Genomic DNA, 24,653 nt, shown 5'->3' on the forward strand with positions numbered 1-24,653 from the left:
ATTCTTAATTATAGGTTTCGGTCAAACAATTTTTCAATAAACTCCTCGAAAGGCAAGGCCTCGGAATATAAACGGTCTTGATAGATATTGGCCATCAATTTTATATAACTGGGCTTTCGATCGATCATAACGTATTCAATCAGAATATTGCCGTAAAGTTGGTTGGTTTTTTTTTCTTCCAATTCTAAACCCTGAGGTTTCAAGTACCATTTCTCAATCACCTCCTCAAAAGATGCTCGATCAATGATTCTACGGTCGTTTTGCGCCAGCCTATATTCGAAATCAAGGGTTTTCTCTTTCAAATAATCGAACAGATTTCTAAACTCATCACTTGACATATCATTGTCATAAGTAACCGCAAAACCATTAGAATACTTGGTTTCCAGCAAGTGAACATTGAGTTTGGTTACAATACCTTTCTTTTTCAGATGGTAGGCATTATAGATTTCAGTCATTAATTCAGCCCTTTTACTGCTATCCAACCAGGATTGAAAGCTCTCAGATTCTCGACTGGTTCTTTCCAATGTTTCATGGATTAGCTCAGCTGGACCTTCGTCCTTTCCTTTAAATATCTTGTTATATATATCGTCAAAAAAACTCATAATTTACTTTAGTGCTTTTACGGATTATCCTTCTTCCCTTTTTCCAGCTTACCAAATTCATCAAATTTCAACACACCATGATCAACCAGTTCAGCTACAAGGGTTGTCAACACGTTTTTGTTTTCTGGCGCAATGGCATTCACCAAACCATTGACATCGAAGTCGGTCGACTGGCCTAATAAGGAGAATATTTGTGTTTCATATTTCGCTCTCAACTTTAGTTCTTGAGCCTTCCTCTTATTCTGAACGCAATTGTCGCAGACCAAACACGGATCATAATTTATCTCCCCAAAATACTCAAGCAACTGTTGCGTTCGACAGCGCTCTTCATTGTGTAAGTAAGCAATGACCGATTCCATTTTGGCCGTAATCAACTTGCGTCTGCTTTCAATCTGGTGGTTATCTATCGGTAATTTATCGGCTGGATATTTCGGCATCAAAAACGATAGCTGGGGTTGATCCTTCTGAGGAATATACTCCAGCACTTCCCGTTCGTGCAGGTGCTTTAACATTTTTCTACAAGCATCCACGGTAAGCCCCAAGTTTGCCGCCAAATTATTCTCTTGAATAATGATCAGGTTATTGTAAACATCTCCACCATAAAGCCTAAGAATTGCCTTGATCAATGGATCAAACTGAGCATTTGCAATCTGAAACTCATACATGAGCTTTTGGTTCAACCCAAACATTAATCGCGAAGGCTGATAAAAGGATTCGCTTAAAAGAATCACTCCTTGAGATTCTAATACTTTAATCCCATTAAAAATTTCCATCGGGTGTCGATCGAAGTTCTTAGAAAAGGTTTGGAAATCGAAATCAAAACTTTCTTGCGGATGGCTACCATTGGCCAACTGGTAATAGTTACCTAGCATTTGATACACTTCCCTAATCAATTTCACTTCGGGCAACGAATTTTTGGTCTTCTTTCGTAACTCTTCTATGTCTTTTTGGTGACAAATAATTACCGCAAAGGCCTTTTTCTCATCACGTCCTGCCCTGCCTGCTTCCTGGTAATACGCCTCAAGATTTCCGGGTAAATCCATATGTACCACAAGCCTCACATCGGGTTTATCAATTCCCATTCCAAATGCATTGGTGGAAACAATGACTTGTGTACGATTATGTATCCAGTTTTCTTGTTTTAAACTTCTTTCCTCATGCGTCAAACCCGCATGGTAAAAATCTGCACTGATGTGGCTTCTTTGAAGCATTAAAGCCAATTCTTTGGCGTGCCTTCGGGTGCTTACATACACCACCGCAGATCCCCGCACTCGATTCAGTACTTCTAATAGCTTTCTTTCCTTGTGCTCTTCAAACCGAACTGAATAAGAAAGGTTTGCCCTCGCAAAACTCTTGGTGAATACCTTTTTGTTTCGGAATTCAAGTTTTTCTTGAATATCCACTTTCACTTTTTCCGTGGCGGTTGCTGTCAGGGCCATAATAGGTGTTTCTGGCAACAACTCTCTTATGGCGGCTATTTCTAAATAGGCAGGTCGGAAATCATAACCCCATTGTGAAATACAATGTGCTTCGTCTACAGCGATTAAATTAACACCGCGTGTATCACGAACAATCTTGATCCGTGCTTGAAAAAGCTCCATCCTTAACCTTTCAGGCGAAACATAGAGGAACTTGATATCCGAATTCACGCAGTTGTCTAGCGCAAAATCGATCTCTCGTTTCGACATTCCTGCATGAAGCGATTCGGCAGAAATACCACGCTTTTTCAACTGATACACTTGATCTTTCATCAGAGCGATGAGAGGCGATATCACCACACAAAGCCCATCATTTACCAGTGCTGGAATCTGAAAGCAAATGGATTTTCCACCACCCGTTGGTAGCAATGCAAGCACATCATTGCCTTCCAGCGAAGCATTAATAATGTCTTCCTGCAAAGGCCTAAAGGCATTGTAGCCCCAGTATTTCTTTAAAATGTTTAGCCCTTGATTCATTAAGAGTGAAGATAAAGATTAATTCAAACTGTCAACTGCAAAGAACAGCAGTTTTACATTGGAGTTCATCAAAACTTCGAAAAAAGCATTTTAAGGGCTAAACATTAAGCTTATGGCTGCTTATTCGGAACGTAAAGCAGTCACTGGGTTTTTGGTAGCTGCATTGACGGTTTGAATACCAATGGTTAGTATGGCTACCAAAAATGTACATAAAAGTGCCAGTGCGAAAACCAAAACACCAATGTCGGTTCGGTAAGCAAAATCACTTAACCAACCTTCCAGTACCCAAAAAGCCAAAGGAACTGAAACCACAAAGGAAATGAGTACTAATAAAGCGAAACTCCTTGTGAGCTCTTTTACAATACTTGCTACCGAAGCGCCCAATACTTTTCGAATACCAATTTCCTTGGTACGCTGAGTGGTGATTAGTGAAGAAAGGCCCAACATGCCCAACGATGCAATGATAATCGCAACGATAGAAAAGGCACCGATCGCGTCAGTTAATCGATCTTCATTTTCATAAAGCTGTGCAAATTGATCATCTAGAAAATAGTAGTTGAAAGGAACAGAAGGCAATACCCTTGCCCATTCGGCTTCTGCTAACTTCAGCGCATCTTGCGCCCTGCCCGACTGAACTCTAGCCACCGTAAAACCGTGAATTGCATTTTCTGGTTTACGATAAAAATGAATGACCGGAGCCACTTCATTGGCCAATGATTGAAAGTTATAATCCTTCACCACACCAATCACCTTCATCTTCCTGCTTCCGAAATTCAAGTATTTCCCATCAATTTCTTCCCAACCAAAAGCATCAAAAGCAGACTGATTTACAATGGCAGCATTCGATTGATCGTCTTCGCTATTGGTTAAAAAATTTCTCCCTTCCGTAAATTCCATCTTCATATTCGGGAAGAAATCATGGTCTACATAAGTATAGCGCATGCGTAAACGCTGCTCTGGCGTAAAGCCATCGGGTACCACAAAAGTGAAACGGCCTGGAAAATTACCCGGCACAGAAGCAGAAGCGCTTAACGAAACAATGGCTGAATTCTGACTTAAGTTATTCCGCATGGAAGCCAATCCATTTTGACCTTCTTCCTCACCAGGAAAGTCTCTTTGGTTGATGGGCAGTACCAGCAAATCGACTTTATCAAAGGCCATGTCTTGGTTTTTCATGAACTTGACTTGCTTATTTAACACCAAAGTACCTACGATTAATAAAATCGAAAACATGAACTGTAGCACCACCAAGGTGTTCCGAACGGCTTGGCTCATTTTACTCGATTTGAGCACTTTCCCTTTTAAAGAATCTACACTTTTGAGAGAAGAAATGTACAAAGCAGGGTAAAGCCCGGAAGCAATCCCGATAAATAAACCTAAGCCAACCAGCCCCAAAAGGAGTTCAGTATTCTTAGCAAAACCGAGGCTTAACTCCACATTATAAATGCTATTGAATTGAGGGAACAGCAGAAGTGCTAAACCCAAACCAATAATTAGAGAAAGAAATGAAATGCTTAAAGATTCGACCATGTACTGCATGACCATTTCTCGCCTTAAAGCTCCGAGCACCTTTCTTACACCAGCTTCTCTGGCCCTATCCATCGAACGGGCAGTGGCCAAATTCATAAAGTTAATGGAGGCGATCACCACGATCACCAAAGCGACTACCAACAAAATATAAGCATACCTACGGTTACCATTAAGTTGATCATATAAATCCAAAAGGTTGACCAGTTTGAAGTCAGTAGTTTCGGCAGTTTGTTCGTCCCATATTTTGGCAATGAAAGGCTCAAAGCGTTGTTCCAAACTTTGAATATCAGTGTCTTTTTGTAGCAAAAGGTAGGTTTCTAAAAATGAGGAGCCCCAATTCCCCGCCACACCTTCATATTCAGGGTCGCTTTGGATTGGAAGTAACACGTTGGGTTGTAGTCTGCTATTGTAAGGTGGCTTTTCTAATACCCCTGAAACGATATAATCCTGTCCTAAACTGGCAATTGAAACCGTTTTGCCCATTGGATTTTCATTAGGAAAAAGCCGCTGACCCACTTCATCTGAAATCACAATAGAGTTTAAATTTTCAAATACTTTATCTCTATTTCCAGCCTTGAGTTCAAAATTGAAAATGGAAAGAAAAGTGTCATCGGTTAAAATTGCGGGTTCGTTGAAACGCTTTTTCCCTACTTGTAGCCAAAGAGAGTTTTCAGCCACTCTAACACCTCCAATAACTTCTGGATATTCATCTTTGAGGGCATCCAAAGTAGGCACCCAAGTGTCATAAGTATCTTGTGTTCCAGTGGGGGTAATGCGCTGTTTATAGAGCAAATAAGTTTGATCGGCTTGCATATGCATTTTATCATAACTCAATTCGCCTTGGGCATAAAGCAAAATGAGAATGGCAGCAGTAATGCCAACTGATAAACCGAAAATATTGATGAATGAGTAACCTTTGTGGTGCATGAGATTTCTCATGGCAACCTTTGCATAATTTTTTAACATGACCTTTTGAGTTTAAACCAATAGAAATGTAAGCAATAACCTATGCTTCTAAAAGTTGGACAACACCAACTGTTTTATGGTTACACTCAACGGTTATGATTCTGTACTCAATTGATTTCCAGAGATCGCCAAAAACTCACCAAACAATCTTTTCCTTATTCAGAAAAGCGGCAATCCCCTTTTGGCAATCTTCCGAGGCACGGGCTTTCGCGTTCATTTCGGCAGCGTAGTTTAAGCCTTCTTCCACATCCATGCTTTGCACGGCCGCAATCATTTGTTTGGTATAAGCCATGGATTGACCTGAATTTTTCTCTACTAACATTTGCGCAAAATTGGCTACTTCCATATCCAAATTCTCAGGCGCTACTACCGTGTTTACGAGTCCCATAGATTCGGCCAGTTCAGCTGGAATTAATTCACCGGTAAGCAAAAGTGACTTCGCTTTTCCTTCGCCTATTTTTCGTAGCAAGAAAACCTTAACAATGGCCGGAATGAAACCAATACGGACTTCGGTATAACCAAATTTGGCTTCGGGAACGGTGAATGAGAAATCACAAACTGTAGCCAAACCGCAACCACCCGCAATGGCATGGCCTTGAATTTTAGCAATCACCACTTTAGGATGCTGATAGATTTGCAAAAAAAGCTCTTTCAAATGATTTGAATCGGCTAAATTTTCTTCGAAAGTATTATTCTGAAGTTGTTGTAAATAAGCCAAATCAGCACCAGCGCAAAAGGAATCGCCAGCGGCCTGTAACACAATCACTTTTGCCCTCTCATCCTGTTTTGCCTGAGTAAATGCCTGTTTAAGTTGGGTTACCATTTCCGCATTTAGGGCATTTCTTTTTTCTGGTCGGTTGAGGGTAATAGTAGCAATCCGGTTGGCCACTTCGTATTTCACTAAAGTCATTTCTTCCATATTCTTGAATAATAGCCATCGCGATAGATGGAGTGCACTTTCAAATTTAGCGTTTCTGCCTGATTTGTCAGCTTGTCGGACAAGAACTTCCGATTTGATTTATCTATGATCAATTCTTGAAACTCAAATTTGCCATCTAAATCAGCTAAGTCGTAAACACTTTCATTAGAAAGAATGAGGTAATCCACCTCCACAGGTCTTTCAAATTCAACCTTGATTTTTTGATTAAGTTTAAAAATTCGCTGGCCTTCAAAAACAATCAACTGATGCCCATTCAAATCTTCAATCACCAATTCTAACTGATCTTCGGACGGAAGTAGGCTGCTGCCTGCCAATTGCCTTTTGGGTTCTAAATGGAATTGAATTCGATCTAAATTTAGAGAGAATGAAGTATCGGCCACCAGCTTGCTTTTATTTCCCACCCTAAAATCCAATACGGATTCCCCCGATACATTCAACACACTGAACTCTGCATTTTCATAACTCTTCCAATGATTGATCTGACTTAATGCGAACAATGCACAAAATGCAACCGACCAGATCATATATTTAAATTGTCTTTCGGCCATTAAAATGATGAGCATTAGAATAACACCATAAATCAACCATGTTTCGCCCGTGGTTAGATGAATGCCATCCATAGTGCTACCCGGAAGCCATCTTACCCAATGCACCAGCGCATTTACCATTCGAACAAAGGTTTCGGTGAGCCAGCCTACAGCTTCACCCATGTATGGAATTGCGCCTAGGGCTAAGACCGACAAACCCATAACAAGCATGGCAAAAGCGGCTGGAATTACGAACAAGTTGGAAAACAGAAAATAGCTCGGAAACTGATGAAAGTAAAGCATACTCAAAGGTGCGGTCGCAATTTGAGCCGCTAGAGAAACACAGCTTATTGCCCAAACCTTGTCCAACCAAAGGTTATGAATATCGAATAAGCCGTAAAATTTAGGTTGAAGGTAAACAATACCAAAAACTGCCAAATATGACAATTGAAAACCTACACTCATAATGAGGTAGGGATTCCAACAAAGTAGCACAAAAGCTGAAGCGGCCAGCGTATTATAAATACTACTATTGGTGTTTTTGGCTTTGGCAATGGCCACAAACGAAAACATCGTCACGGCCCGAAGTACAGAAGGTGAGAGCCCCGTAATGAAGGCATAACACCATAGAAGCGCAATACTGATGACCGCCATCCACCAGCGTCTTTTCCAAGTATTGAGTTTTATTCGTTTAAAAACCAGGACGATAATTCCGTAGATAATCCCCACGTGCAAACCAGAAACGGCCAACACGTGCATGGCGCCTGCTGCCGAAAATGATGTTTGAAGTTCGGTATCTAATTCATCTTTCACCCCTAAAGTAATGGCCAACAAAACACCCCTGGCATCTGGATCTGAAATTCTGGCTTTTAGCAATTCGGCACACTGGTTTCTGATGCGGATAGAAGCGGCTATAGGCCATTTCCACCAAGGTAGATCAGATCCAAGCAATTGAAAATCCTCTCCGATAAATTGCTGATGGAAGATATTATTATAGACCAAATAATTCTTGAAGTGGAATTCGCCCGGATTGGCAGGTGCTTCGGTCAGGTTTGGCGCACCTTTGACCAATAAAACATCACCATACTGAAGCTTTGCGCCAGCTTCTTTACTGACATAAGCATTGACATAACCCGAGGCTGCTTGCCATTGCTCAGCAAGCACATCAGTAACTTGAAGTCGAACATTGATCGAATTGGCCTTCATGGCTGGCTCTTCATATATCACCGCTCGGTAAGTTTCAATTTGTTGGTTGATGTACAGTAAATGATCGGGTGAATTATCAATCCTATGCTCCTTCAACCTAAGGAAACCACAACAAAAAAGAATAGTCAAGGCCAAAACAGAGAGCAAATATTGGAAGCGCAAAGAGTTACGAATGGCTAGAAAAACATAGAGGACAAAAAGTGTACTAGGTAACCAAAAGTTAATATCAATCCACTCATGACAGTAATGATAAACAACCACCCCAAGGATAAATGCAGCAGAGAATCGAATAAATGGAAATGCACTAAAATTCACACAATCAAAATAATTATTTGCTTTATTATAATGAAGAGAATACTAAAAATACTGAAGCCAGTTGTCCAAAGTAAAGAAAGCATAATACTAAAATTCACTTCTGTTCTTTTCCAGTTTCTAAATTTGGCCCAACTCAACAGCCTAAACAATGAACCTGATCGAACTTCTTCGTTCGTCTAATGCTTACCCATTAGATCGACTGATAAAAGAAATCTATGTTGCTAAGGATCAACAGATTTACCAACCTGGCCAGCAGACCAATTCTATTTATGAAATTGTATCTGGTGCCGTAAAATTGGGCAGTTATGGAAGTCAAGGGCAAGACATCACCTACGACATTCTTAGTGCTCCAGATACCTTTGGTAACTTAAAATACTTAAATGGGCAGTTTTTCGAATTCGCCAAAACCATTATTCCTTGCCATTTACGTGTGTACCCTCTCGATTTCTTTAAAAAAATCATTGTCGAAGACTCTGCCGTTTCAGAGTGGTTCAACAAAAATGCAGTAAGGCGATGGAGCATTGCTGAAGCTCGCTTATTCAGTATAAGATCGGCAAACAGCATAGAACGCCTGCAAGTAATTTACAATGACTTTGACCGAGAAATTGTGGATTCAGAAAACCGCAAACATCACCTATTCTCATTGCTTACCAAACAGGAGATCGGTGACCTAACAGGCATGACACGCCAAACCGTGAGTCAAGTGATTAAGAAAATAACTCCAGCAAGACGACAAAGAACAGCATAAGTCAGATAAATCACCACCACTTTTTAACCACAAAAAAGGGATCAATACGATCCCTTTTTTTCTGCAACATTTCCAGTTCGCAAAGCAAACCAACCATAAATAATACTTATTTTTTCTCTATAATACCTGGAAACAAGACTCCATCAGGTGCCGTAAAATCCAAACCTAGTAAAGCTGCAATTACAGGAGCTACATCTTCCAAGCCCATTTTGTGAACAAGCTTACCTTTAGTAACACCAGCTCCCCAAGCCACAAAACCAGTTTCAATTTGTTTGAAATCAGGAAAATATCCGTGTGTTCCTCCTGAGCCTCTTTTCAAATCATTACCAGAAGCTGAACCAGACATTGCCACACCTGGTATCGGTGCGATGGCCAAAAATGCATTTGGATCGGCACCTACTTGAGCCAATTCTTCTTTCGATACTACTCTAAAAAGCTTTTTAGTTTTCTCAGGAAGGTCATTTAAAATCTGCTTTACCTGATTCAAAGTTTTGGTATCCTTAGGGTCTTTCAACATTAAAAAAGCAGCTGCGCCAGAAGTGTGAAAAGCAGCTTTCCAATTTCCACGATCTTGAGCAGTAGACATTAAGCCTGCATTTGCCAACCAAACATTCGGGCTCAAAAGTGAATGTACATCCACAAAACCATGATCTCCTGAAATGATAAAAGTGGTTTTATCCAGAATTCCAGCTCTTTCAGCAGCTTCCTTTATTTTGCCGATCGCTCTGTCGGCTGCAGCTACAGCAAAAGGCACCATTTCACCATCTCTACCTCCTTGGTGCTGAAAATGATCTGTACCGATTAAGTGTAATGCAATGAAATTAGGTTTGTGCTTTTCTAACACATAAGCGGCCATTTCGCCTGTTCTATCTTCTCTGTTGAAAAACTCACCATTAAAAGTGTTGTTGTTCATTTTTCCTAAAACCTCTCTTTCAAGCTCTTCGAAAAATCCATTCGGAATGTCCTTATCACGCATTGGCTCGATACGATCAGTTCCTTCTTTCAAATACCAATACTCAGGAATATTATAATCGATAGGCGCATCTACGGAAACGGGCCAAATAAAAGCGGCTGATTTCATTCCTTTCGCTCGAACTGCATCCCAAAGGGTTGGTACTTTAATCTCGTTTTCGTACCAATACCAAGCACCCGTCTGCCCTTTTTCTTCGAATGGAGAATTGTAATAAATGCCATGACGAGCAGGCTTAGCACCTGTAATCAAGGTAGTGTGCGATGGATAAGTTACCGAAGGGTATACTCCACGAACTCCTTCTGCTTTTGTTCCGTTTTCGGCCATCCATTTCATGTTTGGCGCAGGCCATTTGGCCTCCATGTAAAAATCTGGACGGAAACCATCAATTGAGATCAAAACCACATGTTCTGACTGCTGAGCATTTAGGCCCAAGCCCAAAAACATCACTAAAATTATTGCTGTATATTTTTTCATGTTATGTCTATTTAAAAATAAGGAGCAGGTGCTTTCGCCCCCACTCCTAGCACTCTAATCTATCTATCTTGAAAAACTATTATTGACCGAAAGTGTAGCGTAAACCAACCTGAACTCTCCATGGTGTTCCGTTAATTGGTTCGTTACCAGCTCCAGTTTGCACTGAATAATCATAAGACTTAGCTACTTGATCAAAGCCTGTGATTCTCATTAACTCTAAATTTCTGCTGTATTCATGGCTATTACCTTTTGAGCTATTTAAGAAGTTGGCAAAGTTGAATAGGTCGGCAGAAAGCTCTAAACCATGACCATTTGTTAGCTTAATCTTCTTCAATAAACGAAGGTCGATGTTGGCATAGAAACCGTTCACACCTGCGTTTCTTTCTGCAAAACGACCGAAGTTATCTTTTAGATAATCTTTGAAATTCTGAGACACCTCTGGGTTATTCAAAATATCATTGTAACCATCCTTAATCGCTTGAGGAGTGTTCGCATCGTTCGGATCGAAGATGTAAGCCTGATCGTTTGACAAGTTGAAATCACCGTTGGCACTTCTGTTGTTATTATCCACTACAAAGTTGAAAGGGCTCCCTCCTGAACCTGTAACCGTAGCTCCTAATACAAAACCGTGGAAAGAAGGCGAAGCGGTGTTTATTACAAATTTCGAACGGAAGTTGTTGTCAGAATAACCGTAATTCAAATCTCTTGGATCACCCGTAACAGGCAAGAAAGTAGAAGTATTGGCTACACAGCAGTTGTAAGAAGAGTTATCTTTTGAGCTATTTCTTGTGTATGAAATATTAAAGTAACCGTCTTTTCCTACTTGCGCAGAACCAGAAATGATAATCGCATGCTGCTTTACTTCTCCGTCAGATTCTAACACCAAAGCTCTACCTACTTGGCTCGAAATTCTACTGTTGGTCCAATCGGTAATACCGCCTGCTGTGATAGTGTTTGCTGGTACAAATACTTCTCTACCTTCATTGGTTACAAAGAATGGATCTTTTACCAAGTTTGCTTCCTGATAAACGTAGTTATTGGTGGTTTTACTCGCCAAATAGTTTACAGAAACTGAATACTTATCACCAAAGTAGTGGGTGTAATCAATATTGAATTTAGCCGTAGTTGGCACTTCAAAATTATCCCCTACTGCGTTAATTGTACTGAAAGGAATTTGACCAGCTGGTACGCCCGGAACTGTGCTTGGGTCGTTTCTGTATGCATTAAAATCAGGAGTTGGAACATCGGCACCAGTTACATCAATAGCACCTAGCAAAGTTCCAGAGTTTTGGATATTGTTTACCTGAGCATAGTAATGCGGCTGAGAGTTGAAGATACCACCACCTAATTTGATGATGTCTGAATCTTTCCCTCCAATATTCCATATCCCTTGTAACCTTGGCTGAATGTTATCCAAATCTTGAGGACGGTTATCCGTTCTAATTCCCAATTCATTGAATACCGTTTGGTTAAACTCAGCTGCTTCAGTAAAGATTGTTCCATCCCACCTTACACCAGCAATCACTTCAAAATCTGGGTGTAATGTAAACTCTGCCTGGGCGAAAAGAGATAAGTCCAAAACAGTTTGCTTAACAATTGGCAAGCCTTGCAATGGCACTTCTCTAGCATAACGGCTAGGCATTAGGTTTTCGAAATCATCAAGTGAATCGAAGAAGAAACGACCATTTTGCTCATTTGAAAGTAGGGTCTCCAAATAGGTAATCATGTTATCTGTTCCGAAAGTGAAATTCACATTTCCTCTTGATAAATAAGCCGTATTAGTGAACTGGATCATGTTCTCCAAGTTGGTTTCAGGAGAATAACGCTGACCACCCAACTGAACAGTTCTACTGGCCGAAGAACCATTTGGAAGTGTAGACTGAACGTTTACAATTGCTCTAGGAATGTTTGAAGAAGGCAATTGTGAGCTTGGGTTGTAAGCTCTTTCAGCATGCTGATATTGGAGTTTGAATTCATTCGTAAAATTGGCATTGAAAGCCGATCGCAATGAAATTCCCAAAGTGTTTTCTTGAGAGTTGAAGTCAGAATAACTTTCTGCCAATTCAAAGCTAGAGTTATCGCTAGTACTGAATGGGTTTGTGTATTTGTTGTAGTTATTTTTGATGGTCAATCTGTGAATGTCATTCAACTGCCAGTCAACTCTTGCAAAGAAGGTACTTGCCTCAGACGAACGCTCAAATTGACCTACTTGCTGATCTGCACTCAAACCATATTTTGCTCTTGCAATTTGCAGGTATCTATCCAAATTAGCTTTGGTTAACCCTGATCTATTTTCATCATCAGCGGTTTGAATGTCAGCAATGAAAAGTGGATCAGTTGCCTCTTGTCTTTCGAACACTGCAAAAAAGTGAACTTTATCTTTAATGATTGGCCCACCTAAACTCACACCATATTGTGTGTTGTTAAAGTCAGCAGTTCTTTCATTTTCTCTAATGTCAAGGTCATTTTGAAGCTTGTCGTTTCTATGGTAAACAAAAGCGCTTCCTTGCAAATCATTAGTTCCAGACTTGGTCACTGCCTTAATAGCACCACCGCCTTGACGGCCTTGCGTTACATCGTAATCATTTGTTGAAATTTCGAAAGTTCTAATCGCTTCCTGTGAAATGGTATATGGACCTTGTCCGATTTCACCAGCGGTCAATGTATTTCTAGCGTTCAAACCATCAATAGTAACTCCGGTTGAAGTTCTCCTTTGCCCACCCAAATTCAAGCTCCCTCCGCCTTGCAATGGAGACAAACTCACCAAACGAGTAAAGTTTCTTCCTTCAGAAGGCAAGTTTTGAATTTGCTGAGTACTTACTATAGTGGCCTCACCTTGTCTGTCAATTGAAGAACGGATTTGATCTCCAGTGACTACAATGGTTTCCATTTCCGTAACCGCCTCAGATAATTCAAAATTGAGTTTTAACTGGTCACCTTGGTTTACCATAAAACCTTCTTTCTTTTTGGAACCGTAGCCCACGAAAGAAGCGGTGATCTCGTAAGGGCCACCTAATGGTACTTGAATAAAGCGATATTCTCCATTTGAATTGGTTACTGTCCCTGTTTGGAAACCAGTAGCCGTGTTTTTTACAAGGATGGTTGCGCCTGGTAAAGTGCTACCGTCTGTTGCGGTGATTACCCCTTGAATTGTAGCATCTGTTGCTTGTGCTAGGGATTGGAAGACCATACAGGTCAACAATAGCAGGGTCATCCCCAGTTGCCTACTATTGATTTTGATTTGGTAGAATTTTAGTCTCATAGTGTTGTTTTTTGCACAAAACTATGGCTACCATTCACAGGAAAATGTTAGATTTTAACATCTGCAAAAAGGGTAACAATACCCTAACCAGCCCGCAGGCTAGCATTACATTTTCTTAATACTGGGGAAACAAAACACTAAACTGTTTTTCGCATTTCGAAGTGCTCAATGGCCGCTTCTACGAATTTTTCACCTACTTTTTTAAAGCCATATTTAGTATATAATGGCATTGCGGTGAGTTGGGCATGCAGGTAAATTAAAGTACCAGGTTTGGCCACATGACTTTGAACATCGGCCAAAACCACCTGAACCAAATGCTTACCTACACCTTTCCCCCTGTATTCTTCATACACAGCAAAACGCTCTAGCTTCACGCCTTTTTTTGTGGTTCGGTACCGAGAAGTTCCAGCTGGTTCACCCTGATAATAAGCGATAAAGTGAGTGGACTCCGCATCGAATTCATCGAATTCCTCCTCACGGTCGCAAAGCTGCTCTTCAATAAATACTTTTTCACGGATGGCAAAAGCTTGATTAAGCTCTTCCTGATTCTCCACTTTTTTTACTCTTATCATTTTCTTCTTGGTGTTTATCGTAAGCCGAAATTATTTCTTTCACCAATCTGTGGCGTACCACATCCTTGGCATCTAAATCTACTCTTGCAATTCCTTTAACGCCACTCAAAATCCTGAGCGACTCAGCCAAACCTGATTTTTGGTTTCGCGGCAAATCAATCTGAGATATATCTCCTGTAACAATTACCTTAGAGCTAGGCCCCATACGCGTCAGGAACATTTTCATTTGCATGGCCGTGGTATTCTGGGCTTCATCCAAAAGAATAAACGCATGGTTAAGCGTTCTGCCTCTCATATAGGCCAATGGCGCTATTTCTATAACTCTATTCTCCTGATAAAATTTCAGCTTTTCCGAAGGAATCATTTCATCTAGTGCATCATAAATCGGCCTTAAATAAGGGTCAATCTTCTCTTTAAGATCTCCCGGAAGGAAACCTAAATTCTCTCCTGCCTCAACAGCCGGACGCGTAATGATTATTTTCTTTACTTCTTTATTTTTTAAGGCTTGTACGGCCATGGCTACTGAAATGTAGGTTTTACCCGTTCCAGCTGGCCCTACAGCAAAAACTATATCATTTTCTTCAACGGCTTTCACCAATGCTCGTTGATTTGCCGTTTTCGGCTTTATCGTATTGCCTCTGTTGCCATACACCAAAACACCTTCATCGCTTTGCCCATTGACATATTCCGCTTCACTCTTGATATAAGATTTCACATTGTCTTGTGTCACCTTGCCAAACTTATGGTAATGCTGCACCAAAGAGTTCAGAATATCATTAATCTGGATAATCTCTGAGGCATTTCCTTGAATGAGAATCTCGTTACCTCTCGATACAATCTTGCTTTTAGGAAAAGCAGAGGCTACTTCTTTGATGTTCTCATTTGCCATGCCCAAAAAATCGACCATGGCTATGTTTTCGAGTATAATTAATTTTTCTACCAAACGCTTAACTATGTTTTATTTGATTTATTAAGCCTCAAAATTTTCGATACTTTTGCTATTCACAAACTTAGAAATTTTAACCGAATAGTCTTTTATGGCCATTGTCACTTTAACTTCTGATTTTGGACACACCGACCATTACGTGGCCGCGTTAAAGGCCTCTTTGATTTCTAAGGACAGTACTTTAAAACTTATCGACATTAGTCACGATATCGAACCTTTCGATATTGCCCATATGGCATTTGTGGTAAGTTCCGTATTCAGGGATTTCCCCAAAGGCACCCTACACCTGCTAAGCACTAACGTAGCACAAGCTAATCAAGATTCTTATTTAGCGGCTAAAATTGAAGATCATTTTTTTGTTGCCCCTGATAACGGAATATTAAGTTTGATCAGTGATAAAACTCCAGAAAGCATTGTAAAGTTACCCGCTGACGATAATTCTACTTTTCCTCAGCGGGGAATTTTGGCAGATTTTGTTTTGCGCTTGGCCGCTAATGAAGATGTTTCAGCTTTGGGTGAGGCAGTTACAGAATACACGCAACTAATGTTAAGAAAGCCTCGCGCTACCAAAAAAGAAATTTCTGGTCATGTTATTCGAGTGGATCATTATGGCAACTTAATCACCAATATCAGTAAAGTGGATTTCGATATTCTGAGTAAGAACAGAAATTATAAATTGGTGTTTGGCAGAGAATCGGCCCCTAGTATCCATTCGAATTACTATGATGTAGAGCAAGGAGATGTGTTTTTCGTATTCAATAGTTTGAATGTGCTGGAAATAGGAATCAATCAGGGAAATGCCTCTACGCTTTTGGGCTTGAGCTACGACAGCCCTATTCTCATTCAATTTGAAGAATAATGTTAACAAGAATTGTAAGAATGACTTTTAAGGCCGAAGAAGTAGAGGCCTTTATCGAACTATTTAACGAAACCAAAGACCGCATTCGTCACTTTGAAGGTTGCCAATACCTAGAATTGATGCGAGATTATAATGATGAGTGCGTTTTCGCTACTTATAGTCACTGGGAAAACGAAGAAGCACTGAACCGCTACCGCCATTCGGAATTATTTGGCGAAGTATGGAAAGCCACCAAGGCTAAATTTGTCGATAAACCCGTTGCTTTTTCGCTCAAAGGTTTTATTCAAGTAGAGTGAAATTTACTGGCTGAAGCTATTGTTTCATAAAAAATCTTTACTCATTTTTGCATCCCCAATTACAACACCTGCCCAGGTGGCGGAACTGGTAGACGCGTTGGTCTCAAACACCAATGATTTCACGATCGTGCCGGTTCGATTCCGGCCCTGGGTACAAAACCTCTCGATTTACGGGAGGTTTTTTTATTGATCACAATCCGCTAGCCTACTCTTGAATTCTCCGTAAATTGCGGCTAGTCTTCTTACCTAAAACGGTTTAAATAAATATGTCTATTTCAAAAGAGTCTGAATTAATTGGAATGAAAAAAATTAGCGAAGTAGTCGGCACTACATTAAAGCTAATGCGCGAATATGCCCAAATTGGCATGTCCACCAAAGAATTAGACGATTACGGAGGACAGATTTTAACAAGCCATGGTGCCAAGTCAGCCCCCTTTGAAACTTATGGTTTTCCGGGCTATTCATGCATTAGTATCAATGAAGAAGGTGCGCACGGAATTCCTTCCGAAACAAAAATCTTAAAAGAAGGTGACCTCATTAATATTGATGTTTCTGCCGAACTCAATGGGTTTTGGTCAGACAATGGAGGCTCTTTTGTTTTAGGGAAAGACATTCATAATCATCAGCCTTTAGTGGATGCTTCTAAAAGCATTCTCCACAAAGCCATTCACAGCATTAAAGGGGGAGTGAAAATAGCAGACATTGGTCAGATCATCGAGACCGAAGCAAAGAAATCAGGGTTTAGGGTAATTAAAAACTTAGCCGGTCATGGGGTAGGTAGAAGTCTACATGAGTCGCCTGATAGTATTTTGAATTACAGAGTAAAAAGCAATCATCAAAGATTCAAGAAAAACACCACCGTGGCCATTGAAACCTTTATTTCAACCCACTCAACCCAAGCAGTGGAGCTAGGAGATGGTTGGACATTGATAGGCAATAAAGGAGGCTACATTACCCAACACGAACACACCATTTTGATTACAGACGATCAGCCCATAATTCTTACTGAGTGCAATGGTATTTGGGATTAACTAATCCGTCCAGAATTTCAAAACATTCCCATTTTTTCAGAAAATATTTTATCTTGAACTATGGAAAATGAGATTGTAAAGGAATATTCAAACGGTGAGCTCACCGTGGTTTGGAAACCACAAAAATGTATTCATGCTGGCGAATGTGTAAAAGCATTACCGGAAGTTTATAACCCCAAAGAAAAACCGTGGATCAAAGCTGAAAATGCTTCGACACAAGCCTTAAAAGACCAAATCGCTAAATGCCCTTCTGGTGCTTTGAGCTATCGTATGTAGAACCCTCTTGTCCAGGTTTCAAGTTTATTCATGGATTACTGCACTGTAATCCGTGCCTCAGAGTATAAGTCGTAAACTGCAACAGTTGTACTGTGCCCAGTAGCGTTTCCCCAAAAAGGGTGTTTGTTAATTAACGTTCTAGTTTCGACATATTCGGGATGATAATCACTTTCCAGATCGTCCCAAACCACTAGCATATATTCATAGCGCATTTTACTTTCGCGGCCTTCTTCAAGCCATCGTTCGAAGGTAGTTTCTTCTAAAGGTTTAGGATATTCTCTGCTATCGAACATTCAGGAAGTTTATGTTTATCAACAGGCTTTTATCTCAAAATAACCAACTTACCAAAACCCAGTTTATTAAAGCCTCTGTCGCCTTTGGTAACGCGAGCACCCAAATCTTGACCATTGGCTTTAAGCTTTACACGATACAAATAAGTACCATTGGCAAGCTGATCGCCAAACTCATCTTTGCCATCCCATGCGTAATCGGTAATATTATTTCCAATGCGGATTGGCCCGAGTTCATCTTGGGTAATTTCTCTCACCACTTTCCCTGAAACCGTAAAAATCTGAATGGTTACCTGATCAGGAATTTCTGATCCTGTCAGTGTAAACACAAACCTTGTACTACTTGAAAAAGGATTTGGATATGGATAGAAATTGGTAACGGTAGCCTCATTGATTACTTCGAAAGTAATAGTATAAGGCCCAATTCCTGATTGGTTTCCTGAAGCATCGGTCGCTTCTACTTGCAATGAGTAAACACCATCCTCAAGTCCTGCTGGTTGAAACTGGACTCTATAATTAGAGTTTTCGCTAGCCGGGGTAAAGGTCACATTCGGGTCTGAAAAGTTGATTCGGTTTAGTTGGCATCCGTCACAAGCGGAACCCAACTTAATTTCAACTCCAAGGGTGTCGGTTTTTAATAGGAACTGGTTATTATCTCTTAATTCTAAGGCCACCAAGGGCCTTGGTGAAACAATATCTCCATCTAAAATATTGACCCCATCAAAAGTAACATCAATGGCGGGGTTGGTCTCGTCTCTTAGCACATTGAAAAAACTTTCGAGCCTTATTACATTATTATTAAAGTACTGCTCTAGTTCTCCTCCATTGTTGACAAACACTTGCAGGTCATTCAGCCCCACTTTTCCTTTGGTGTCAACAGGCAAAGAGAAATCTACAAACTGGCCTGCGGCTACAGCAGGGATCTCAATGGTAGCAGTTACTTCTTCTCCCGTAATTTGATTTCGCAAAATATAACGTACTTCCAGTGGCCCTTGAAAATCATATTCAGAAATATTAGTGAACCTAAACAGGGCATTAAATGGTTCTCCTTCGTCCAGTTCAATGTTAGTATTCTTATTATTCTGTAATGACACTATACCTTCCGGAACACCCGCAAATGAAATCGACCAGCTTTTAAGCTGTGGAGGAGTGGCCAACGCCTTATCTTTCATTACTACATAAAACCTGAGGTATGGATACTTTACGGGATCAACAGCACTTAAGTCAGCATCGTCAAAAGCAATATTTGGAAACAGTATAGTTTCCGTGCCATTTGGTGCCACCCCCACTATATTGAATATTATTTCGTCAGTAGAGCCCAATTGAATATCCTTGGTAAATCTACCCCAAGCAGTAGCTGGGCCAATTGTTGGTGACTGAACACTTCCACTATCAATACTGGCTACAATGGCAGCATCAAAAGTAATTCTTGCTTTTCGAGCATTATCATCTGCCCCAATCGGTTCGCCAACCACTTCTTGCGCCTGACCTGCCACTTGACCTTTTCTACCATACATAATATAAGGTTCCCCCGTTTGCAATCCATTGATTGTAAACCGGCTTGCTCCTACTCGTTCCATATCGTCACGTACATCGGTTCGCCAAGTGTTATAAGTCAATTGACCTACGGAAAAGAAAAGCACAAAGTCCTGATCGTCAACACCGTCAACATATTGGCGCATCAAACTTTGCGCAGGCAAAACATTCACATCCGACAATGCCTGATTGGTAAATGAGTTGATATAGCTTGGAGATCTGCCGCACTTGAGCGGATCATTTTCGTCAAAAACGCCATCGGTTTGAAGCACAAAGTAAGGTTGACCACTGTCTTTATTAAAAGCAATCGCATTGAAAGTACTTAGGTTACACGGGTTAGCGGGAATAATGGCTTGCCCATTTATATTTACGACTACATCAGAAGCACGCTGACCACTCGCGTGCTCCGAACCATAAGTTTCAATTTCGATGCTGGTACTCGTTCCAGCAAACACCCAAACCTCATTATCCTCACTTTTAGCCACAGAACTTAACCTTAGACTCTCTAGCTGATCAAATTCTGTTTGCGCCCAACCTCTATCACTATTTTCTATATATGTAAAGGTAGAGTTTGACCAAGGAATAGGGTCAATAATTTGTTCATCTTGAAAAACACTTCTCCAATAGTATTGAATAGAGTCATTGACGGTTGGAGCTATTAAGTCCAAACTCCAAGTGCTGATTCCTTTTCCTGTCAAAATCTGATTCTTTCTCCAAGGGCTATCAAAGGTATTGACTGTGTCAATTTGCACTACATATGACCTATCATTCAATTTAAGATCAGCAGATTGTACCACCAAATCCACCGAAGTGGTATTAATCGTTTGGAAGTTAAAAGGGGCGGTATTAAATGTTCCTTTTGCTGGAAAGAAAAATGAAGCTTCAGCACTATTATTCAGCTCGCTACCTTCGGTCACACTGCCTTCGGCATCTAAAATTACTTCGAACCGATTTTCCCCAAAGAAATCTAATCCCTGATTTGCGATTTCATAGAAAACAGTGTCTTGATAACGAACTGGCTTCACTTTTACAGAAGGCAAATTCACCACGGTTCCGTCATCGAGTTTTCTATTTACAGAAACAGACAGCGAATCGGTACTTGTTCTACCGCCATTGTTGACGATTACGCCTAATTCGAAAAATGGTGAAGCTGCAGTGATCTCTCTTCCATCTTTGGATCTTAAAAAGATATCCTCAGTTCTTATTATATAATCTACCTTATCATGACCAAACAAAGGGATAGCGGGGTCTCCTTGTAAAAGAATCTGTTCTACTGCCGCAATATCAGTTTGATCTAATTGAAAATTATTCGCCAAATAATTTTTAATGGTTTCTTTCTGAAGATTACCTATGGATTGGGTCATCCATAAGGTATCTGCCAATAGATTATAAAATTCAGTCGTATAATCTCGCAATGAATTGGGAATACCTACATCGGTATGGGCAATGAAGTTGACAGCTCCTTTTCCTTCGGCAGCTAACCAGTCTTCTCCAAAAGAACTTCGGTCGAATATTTCTCCACCGCGACACCCGTTCACTATAAATGCGGTGTAACGACCCTGATTATTATATCCATTACTTGGGTCGGAAACCGTTCCAATATCAATATCCGTAAAACTCGAAGAGGAATGCCCAAAAAAAGTAATTAACCCTACACCTTTATTTACCTCCTCTGAAATATTGAATTTCTGAACTGCGTTATTCGTGTTTTTAGAAACATTATTAACGCTCGCACCCAAATAATCGGCACTTACCTGATCACCAAAGCCTTTGATAAATTCTTTAAATCGAACTAACTCGTCACTTGTTAACCCTCCACTTAAATGAACAATATTTTTGGTCCATGGAGAATCTTTTATAGTCGCTTCCTTTTCTTTGACCTTATCCAAATAGTTGGCTACGCTGGTAGAAATATTTACAGATAACCTTCCAACTGGAATAGTAGGAATATTGGCTACACCATCTAAAGCCTGAGTATACAGAATATCCGATCCTGGCGCCCCCATTGTTGGCACTAAATCCCTTCTAGAAACGGCCAATGGATTAGGTAACCTTTGCACCTGATTATCTACCCTTCTACCTCTACCTATGATGAACAAATACTCAGGGTTGCTATTGTTATATACATGACGTACAAACCTGCGAATGGCCAATGGAGTGTACTCGCCATAACTGAATTCATCATAAAGTTTGGTTACATCGGCATACAGCACATTGAAATTCCCCCCTTCGATTGAGCTTCTATAATCTATGTAAGCCTGAACTGGGTCATCATAGCGTCCTGCCACTGGTTTCCTAAGTTCCGGATGTGAAATGATGAGATAATTATTATCGGTAACGTCATCATAATTAAAGGTCACCTTTTCTATTTTTGGAGTCACGAAGGCACTTCTCCTCTTCATAAAAATTTTCCTTATTTCATTATTAGACCTGACTACACCGCTCAAATTGCTACCCGTTAAAGTAGTGGTTATCTTTCTAATATTCAGGTAGTCAGTAATGTCATATAAGTCTGATTCACCCACTACATTTTCCACCTCCAAAAGGCTATTTCCTGCTTTTGCAGGCAAATTGAAAGTGAGCTTATCACGTGCTTGGGCATCCACCTCTTGTGGAAAGGAAAGTTTTATATAGCCAACCGCTACTCTATCATCGGGTATTTCAGGAAAACCTACAGCCTCCACCCTAACAACGAGCCGACCTGTTGACGAAATATCTGTCCATTCAATCTGCTTAGTGTCTGTCCCAAAATTGCTATAATTCAGGTGTATATCTTGTGAAATCGTCCTTAAGTGTTCTGTATCTGGTCCAATATGGATTGAGGTGTTGTGCAGCCGATTGTTAAAGCCAACAATTTGTACCGTTAATCTCGGAGTGCCCTGACTACTCACACCCAAAGTCACATTATTGATAACGAAGTCTCTAAAAGTTTTCCCACTTCTTAGAGTAAACTCATTTCTCATGATTGTATCGCTAACAAACATTTGCCCTCGATCATAGTGAGATAGTTTCACCTCACCGCTTGGATTACCTATTTGATAATATTGCCCAAAGGAAAACTGAGAGGTATACACCTGAAGGACTTCATTTGAATGAGAGGGCACTCGAGAAAGCCCAGCATTAGATTCATTCAAAACCTCCATCCTTTTACCCGCAGCGCCCGAAGACGAGGTAAGGAAAAAAGCGGTTGTATCTGAAAATAGGTTATAAAATTTATGAATTTGATTGGCGGGAAAATTAAAAAGTTCGGTGTCTTGAGTACCATCATTTTTCTTGCCGAAAAACTCGATAAAGTCGCCAGCACCAAACACACTATCTCCCCCATCATTCACAGAAATTGCTACTTCTTTACCTCTGTGGAATAGTTTAAAATTATTCGTACCTGCTTCTGAAAAGTTATACCCTGATTTCAAAAGCGACTCGTACGTTAACCTATAAATATCGTCCGAACCTGTTTTTATTTTGAAATAAGATTGGTCATAGTTAATCCACTCGTTACCAATCAACTGAGCATAGCTCACCTGAGAAATGATCATCAAACTAGCAATGAAGAGAAACGCGACTTTACTTACCCTCCCCATCTCTCTCCTTTCTTTTATCCTTAGCATACATGCCAGATAAGGCATCTAATGAGTATTTCAGGCTAAACACATGAGAATATGGTGACTCAGCCACATTTCCAATATCGGTTAATGCATAATCAATCACCAAATCATCGAGTTTAATTCCCAGTCCCATATTAGGCTGAAAAGCCCAATAGGTTTGTCCTGAACCTCCATCCACTCGCGTGAATTCCTTTATTCTCTGGAAGTTTCCAATACCCATTCTCACAAAAAACCTATCTTCATAATCCAATTCAAAACCAAGTTGAGGTTCGAAAGAGGCAAAACCAGTTTTGACCAAAGTATTTCTACGACCATCAAAACTAAACACCAAATCGGCTGAAGTTAGTACACCTATTTTTTCATTAATACGAAAAGTTCGTGAGGCACCCGCAATAAGCTTAGGCAGTGTGATTTCTAGAGAGTTTCCAGGTAAATCATTATTCGTTTGAGAGAAAATAGCTGCTAGGTTAGCTTGGTTAATTGTCCAAGAATTAAAAGTTGTAGACACATCCCTGATCATTATCCCAAAGTCCCAATCGTAATGACGGTATTTCATGGCGGCATCAATCCCGAAACCCCAAGCGTCTGCAAAATCACCAACTTTTCTACGAATTACTTTAAAGTTCACCCCAAAAGTCAAACCTCGACCAAATTCATTTCCAAAAATCAACCCCACAGAACTGGCATAGGATAAAATAAAAGCGTAATCCTGAGCACTGAAAAAGTCAATATTGTCATAATTGAGCCTTCCGTTGTCATCGAACAAAAAACGTGTATCAGGAATGTCATCAATTCCCAACCGAATAATAGACAAGGCAAAATGGCTATAGGAGTCTATAGCTCCAGCGTAAGAAATGTAGTCGTAATTGGCTGTTCCAGCAAAATAAGCTGCGTGTTGTGCTGTAAACTGATGAGCGTATTCAATATCGGTAAGGGCAGCAGGATTCCAATAAGCCGCTGTTGCATCATCCGCCACGGAAGTCATAGCATTGGACATTGCCAAAGCTCGCGCACCAACGCCAATAGCCAAAAATTCATTGCTGTATTTAGGCGTATTTTGACTTTGTAGTCTAGGTGAATATAAAAATAGAGGAATTAACAGCATCCCCCATTGTAGCTTTTTAAGGTTTCTTCTCACGAGTAAATCGTATCCCTCCAATGATCAAAATTCAACATATTTAATAATAGGAGTTGAGGTTACACATAGAACTCAACTGTATCATAAATATTTTAATGCCCTTTCACAAAGTAAGCAAAAAACATTCAGACTACCTCAAAACAGCTGTTTTTAACAATTTATTAAACGAGGAAATATTTTTTATATAGTACTATGTAACACATAGTACCTTTTTACGTATGTTTGTATATGAAAAGGTCGAACATCTTAAAGGTTAAGAGATGAATTTAGAAAACACTCAGGTCCAAATGCGAAAAGGAATTCTCGAATTCTGTATTCTGCATATTATTTCGAGAGGAGAAGTTTACGCTTCTGATATGCTCGAAGAACTCACTTCAGCGAAAATCATAGTAGTTGAAGGCACACTATACCCACTACTCACCCGCCTTAGAAAAGCGGGATTACTGGAGTACAAATGGGTAGAATCCAGCTCTGGCCCACCCCGAAAATATTACACCATTACCGAAGAGGGCAAAGAATTTAAAAATAGCTTAAGTAGTACTTGGCTTCAATTGGTCGAATCAGCATCTCAAATCATAACAAAAAACAACTCATAATACTGCCGTC

General features: G+C 40.2%; 18 protein-coding genes and 1 tRNA gene. 7 read left to right on the plus strand and 12 right to left on the minus strand.

Going from position 1 to position 24,653, the window contains the following annotated elements:
- Window positions 1–8: 8 nt before the first annotated feature.
- From VOI17_RS11680 to VOI17_RS11700, 5 genes are all read right to left on the minus strand, one after another.
- The gene (locus tag VOI17_RS11680) at window positions 9–602 is read right to left on the minus strand and encodes a hypothetical protein (protein ID WP_323757404.1); all 594 of its coding nucleotides are present in this window, start codon (window positions 600–602) and stop codon (window positions 9–11) included.
- A 17-nt stretch (window positions 603–619) separates the two neighbouring features.
- Complete coding sequence (locus VOI17_RS11685; protein WP_323757405.1) at window positions 620–2,557, minus strand: ATP-dependent DNA helicase RecQ; 1,938 nt, start codon at window positions 2,555–2,557, stop codon at window positions 620–622.
- A 120-nt stretch (window positions 2,558–2,677) separates the two neighbouring features.
- Entirely contained in the window at window positions 2,678–5,053 is a 2,376-nt protein-coding gene (locus tag VOI17_RS11690) for an ABC transporter permease (RefSeq protein ID WP_323757406.1), read from the minus strand.
- Window positions 5,054–5,189: 136 nt separating this feature from the next.
- Window positions 5,190–5,972: an enoyl-CoA hydratase/isomerase family protein gene (locus tag VOI17_RS11695; RefSeq protein WP_416376052.1), complete on the minus strand. Its 783-nt coding sequence runs from the start codon at window positions 5,970–5,972 to the stop codon at window positions 5,190–5,192.
- Entirely contained in the window at window positions 5,960–8,041 is a 2,082-nt protein-coding gene (locus VOI17_RS11700; protein ID WP_323757407.1) for a ComEC/Rec2 family competence protein, read from the minus strand. The genes VOI17_RS11695 and VOI17_RS11700 overlap by 13 nt, the downstream gene beginning before the upstream one ends.
- Window positions 8,042–8,189: 148 nt before the next feature.
- Here VOI17_RS11700 and VOI17_RS11705 point away from each other — a divergent pair, with 148 nt between their 5' ends.
- A complete protein-coding gene (locus VOI17_RS11705; RefSeq protein ID WP_323757408.1) occupies window positions 8,190–8,789 on the plus strand; it encodes a Crp/Fnr family transcriptional regulator in 600 nt (199 codons plus the stop codon).
- 106 nt (window positions 8,790–8,895) lie between these two features.
- Here VOI17_RS11705 and VOI17_RS11710 read toward each other — a convergent pair whose 3' ends face one another.
- The 4 genes from VOI17_RS11710 to VOI17_RS11725 all read right to left on the minus strand — a co-directional run bounded on the left by VOI17_RS11710 (window position 8,896) and on the right by VOI17_RS11725 (window position 15,013).
- The gene (locus tag VOI17_RS11710; protein ID WP_323757409.1) at window positions 8,896–10,236 is read right to left on the minus strand and encodes an ectonucleotide pyrophosphatase/phosphodiesterase; all 1,341 of its coding nucleotides are present in this window, start codon (window positions 10,234–10,236) and stop codon (window positions 8,896–8,898) included.
- Window positions 10,237–10,315: 79 nt separating this feature from the next.
- Window positions 10,316–13,498, minus strand: a complete 3,183-nt coding sequence (locus VOI17_RS11715; protein WP_323757410.1) for a carboxypeptidase regulatory-like domain-containing protein — start codon at window positions 13,496–13,498, stop codon at window positions 10,316–10,318.
- Between the two features lie 137 nt (window positions 13,499–13,635).
- Window positions 13,636–14,070 carry a GNAT family N-acetyltransferase gene (locus VOI17_RS11720; protein ID WP_323757411.1) on the minus strand — a complete coding sequence of 145 codons (435 nt, stop codon included), beginning with the start codon at window positions 14,068–14,070 and terminating at the stop codon, window positions 13,636–13,638.
- Window positions 14,030–15,013, minus strand: a complete 984-nt coding sequence (locus VOI17_RS11725) for a PhoH family protein (protein WP_323757412.1) — start codon at window positions 15,011–15,013, stop codon at window positions 14,030–14,032. The genes VOI17_RS11720 and VOI17_RS11725 overlap by 41 nt, the downstream gene beginning before the upstream one ends.
- Window positions 15,014–15,107: 94 nt before the next feature.
- Between VOI17_RS11725 and VOI17_RS11730 the strand changes: the two genes are divergently transcribed.
- The 5 genes from VOI17_RS11730 (at window position 15,108) to VOI17_RS11750 (ending at window position 17,478) form a co-directional block, all read left to right on the plus strand.
- Window positions 15,108–15,875 carry an SAM-dependent chlorinase/fluorinase gene (locus VOI17_RS11730; protein WP_323757413.1) on the plus strand — a complete coding sequence of 256 codons (768 nt, stop codon included), beginning with the start codon at window positions 15,108–15,110 and terminating at the stop codon, window positions 15,873–15,875.
- Entirely contained in the window at window positions 15,875–16,171 is a 297-nt protein-coding gene (locus VOI17_RS11735; protein WP_323757414.1) for an antibiotic biosynthesis monooxygenase family protein, read from the plus strand. Before VOI17_RS11730 ends, VOI17_RS11735 begins: the two co-directional genes overlap by 1 nt.
- Before the next feature lie 70 nt (window positions 16,172–16,241).
- Window positions 16,242–16,325, plus strand: a tRNA-Leu gene (locus tag VOI17_RS11740).
- Window positions 16,326–16,437: 112 nt separating this feature from the next.
- Window positions 16,438–17,202, plus strand: coding sequence for a type I methionyl aminopeptidase (map, locus tag VOI17_RS11745; protein WP_323757415.1), 765 nt, complete (start codon window positions 16,438–16,440; stop codon window positions 17,200–17,202).
- 60 nt (window positions 17,203–17,262) lie between these two features.
- A complete protein-coding gene (locus tag VOI17_RS11750; RefSeq protein ID WP_323757416.1) occupies window positions 17,263–17,478 on the plus strand; it encodes a (4Fe-4S)-binding protein in 216 nt (71 codons plus the stop codon).
- Window positions 17,479–17,513: 35 nt separating this feature from the next.
- Here VOI17_RS11750 and VOI17_RS11755 read toward each other — a convergent pair whose 3' ends face one another.
- From VOI17_RS11755 to VOI17_RS11765, 3 genes are read right to left on the minus strand one after another with little or no spacing between them, the layout of a single operon-like run.
- Window positions 17,514–17,771, minus strand: coding sequence for a hypothetical protein (locus tag VOI17_RS11755; RefSeq protein ID WP_323757417.1), 258 nt, complete (start codon window positions 17,769–17,771; stop codon window positions 17,514–17,516).
- A 29-nt stretch (window positions 17,772–17,800) separates the two neighbouring features.
- Window positions 17,801–22,912, minus strand: coding sequence for a C25 family cysteine peptidase (locus tag VOI17_RS11760; RefSeq protein ID WP_323757418.1), 5,112 nt, complete (start codon window positions 22,910–22,912; stop codon window positions 17,801–17,803).
- A complete protein-coding gene (locus tag VOI17_RS11765) occupies window positions 22,869–24,068 on the minus strand; it encodes a hypothetical protein (RefSeq protein WP_323757419.1) in 1,200 nt (399 codons plus the stop codon). Before VOI17_RS11765 ends, VOI17_RS11760 begins: the two co-directional genes overlap by 44 nt.
- Before the next feature lie 239 nt (window positions 24,069–24,307).
- On the opposite strand from VOI17_RS11765, the gene VOI17_RS11770 reads away from it, so the two are divergent.
- Window positions 24,308–24,643 carry a PadR family transcriptional regulator gene (locus tag VOI17_RS11770; protein WP_323757420.1) on the plus strand — a complete coding sequence of 112 codons (336 nt, stop codon included), beginning with the start codon at window positions 24,308–24,310 and terminating at the stop codon, window positions 24,641–24,643.
- Window positions 24,644–24,653 lie beyond the last annotated feature (10 nt).

Source organism: Roseivirga sp., from assembly GCF_034669765.1.
Classification (GTDB): domain Bacteria; phylum Bacteroidota; class Bacteroidia; order Cytophagales; family Cyclobacteriaceae; genus Roseivirga.

Coding starts and splice junctions, on each gene's coding strand:
- VOI17_RS11770 (WP_323757420.1), top strand. CDS start 24,308: ATGAATTTAGAAAACACTCAGGTCCAAATGCGAAAAGGAATTCTCGAA.
- VOI17_RS11685 (WP_323757405.1), bottom strand. CDS start 2,557: ATGAATCAAGGGCTAAACATTTTAAAGAAATACTGGGGCTACAATGCC.
- VOI17_RS11750 (WP_323757416.1), top strand. CDS start 17,263: ATGGAAAATGAGATTGTAAAGGAATATTCAAACGGTGAGCTCACCGTG.
- VOI17_RS11680 (WP_323757404.1), bottom strand. CDS start 602: ATGAGTTTTTTTGACGATATATATAACAAGATATTTAAAGGAAAGGAC.
- VOI17_RS11730 (WP_323757413.1), top strand. CDS start 15,108: ATGGCCATTGTCACTTTAACTTCTGATTTTGGACACACCGACCATTAC.
- VOI17_RS11705 (WP_323757408.1), top strand. CDS start 8,190: ATGAACCTGATCGAACTTCTTCGTTCGTCTAATGCTTACCCATTAGAT.
- map (WP_323757415.1), top strand. CDS start 16,438: ATGTCTATTTCAAAAGAGTCTGAATTAATTGGAATGAAAAAAATTAGC.
- VOI17_RS11760 (WP_323757418.1), bottom strand. CDS start 22,912: ATGCTAAGGATAAAAGAAAGGAGAGAGATGGGGAGGGTAAGTAAAGTC.
- VOI17_RS11720 (WP_323757411.1), bottom strand. CDS start 14,070: ATGATAAGAGTAAAAAAAGTGGAGAATCAGGAAGAGCTTAATCAAGCT.
- VOI17_RS11710 (WP_323757409.1), bottom strand. CDS start 10,236: ATGAAAAAATATACAGCAATAATTTTAGTGATGTTTTTGGGCTTGGGC.
- VOI17_RS11755 (WP_323757417.1), bottom strand. CDS start 17,771: ATGTTCGATAGCAGAGAATATCCTAAACCTTTAGAAGAAACTACCTTC.
- VOI17_RS11690 (WP_323757406.1), bottom strand. CDS start 5,053: ATGTTAAAAAATTATGCAAAGGTTGCCATGAGAAATCTCATGCACCAC.
- VOI17_RS11695 (WP_416376052.1), bottom strand. CDS start 5,972: ATGGAAGAAATGACTTTAGTGAAATACGAAGTGGCCAACCGGATTGCT.
- VOI17_RS11735 (WP_323757414.1), top strand. CDS start 15,875: ATGTTAACAAGAATTGTAAGAATGACTTTTAAGGCCGAAGAAGTAGAG.
- VOI17_RS11715 (WP_323757410.1), bottom strand. CDS start 13,498: ATGAGACTAAAATTCTACCAAATCAAAATCAATAGTAGGCAACTGGGG.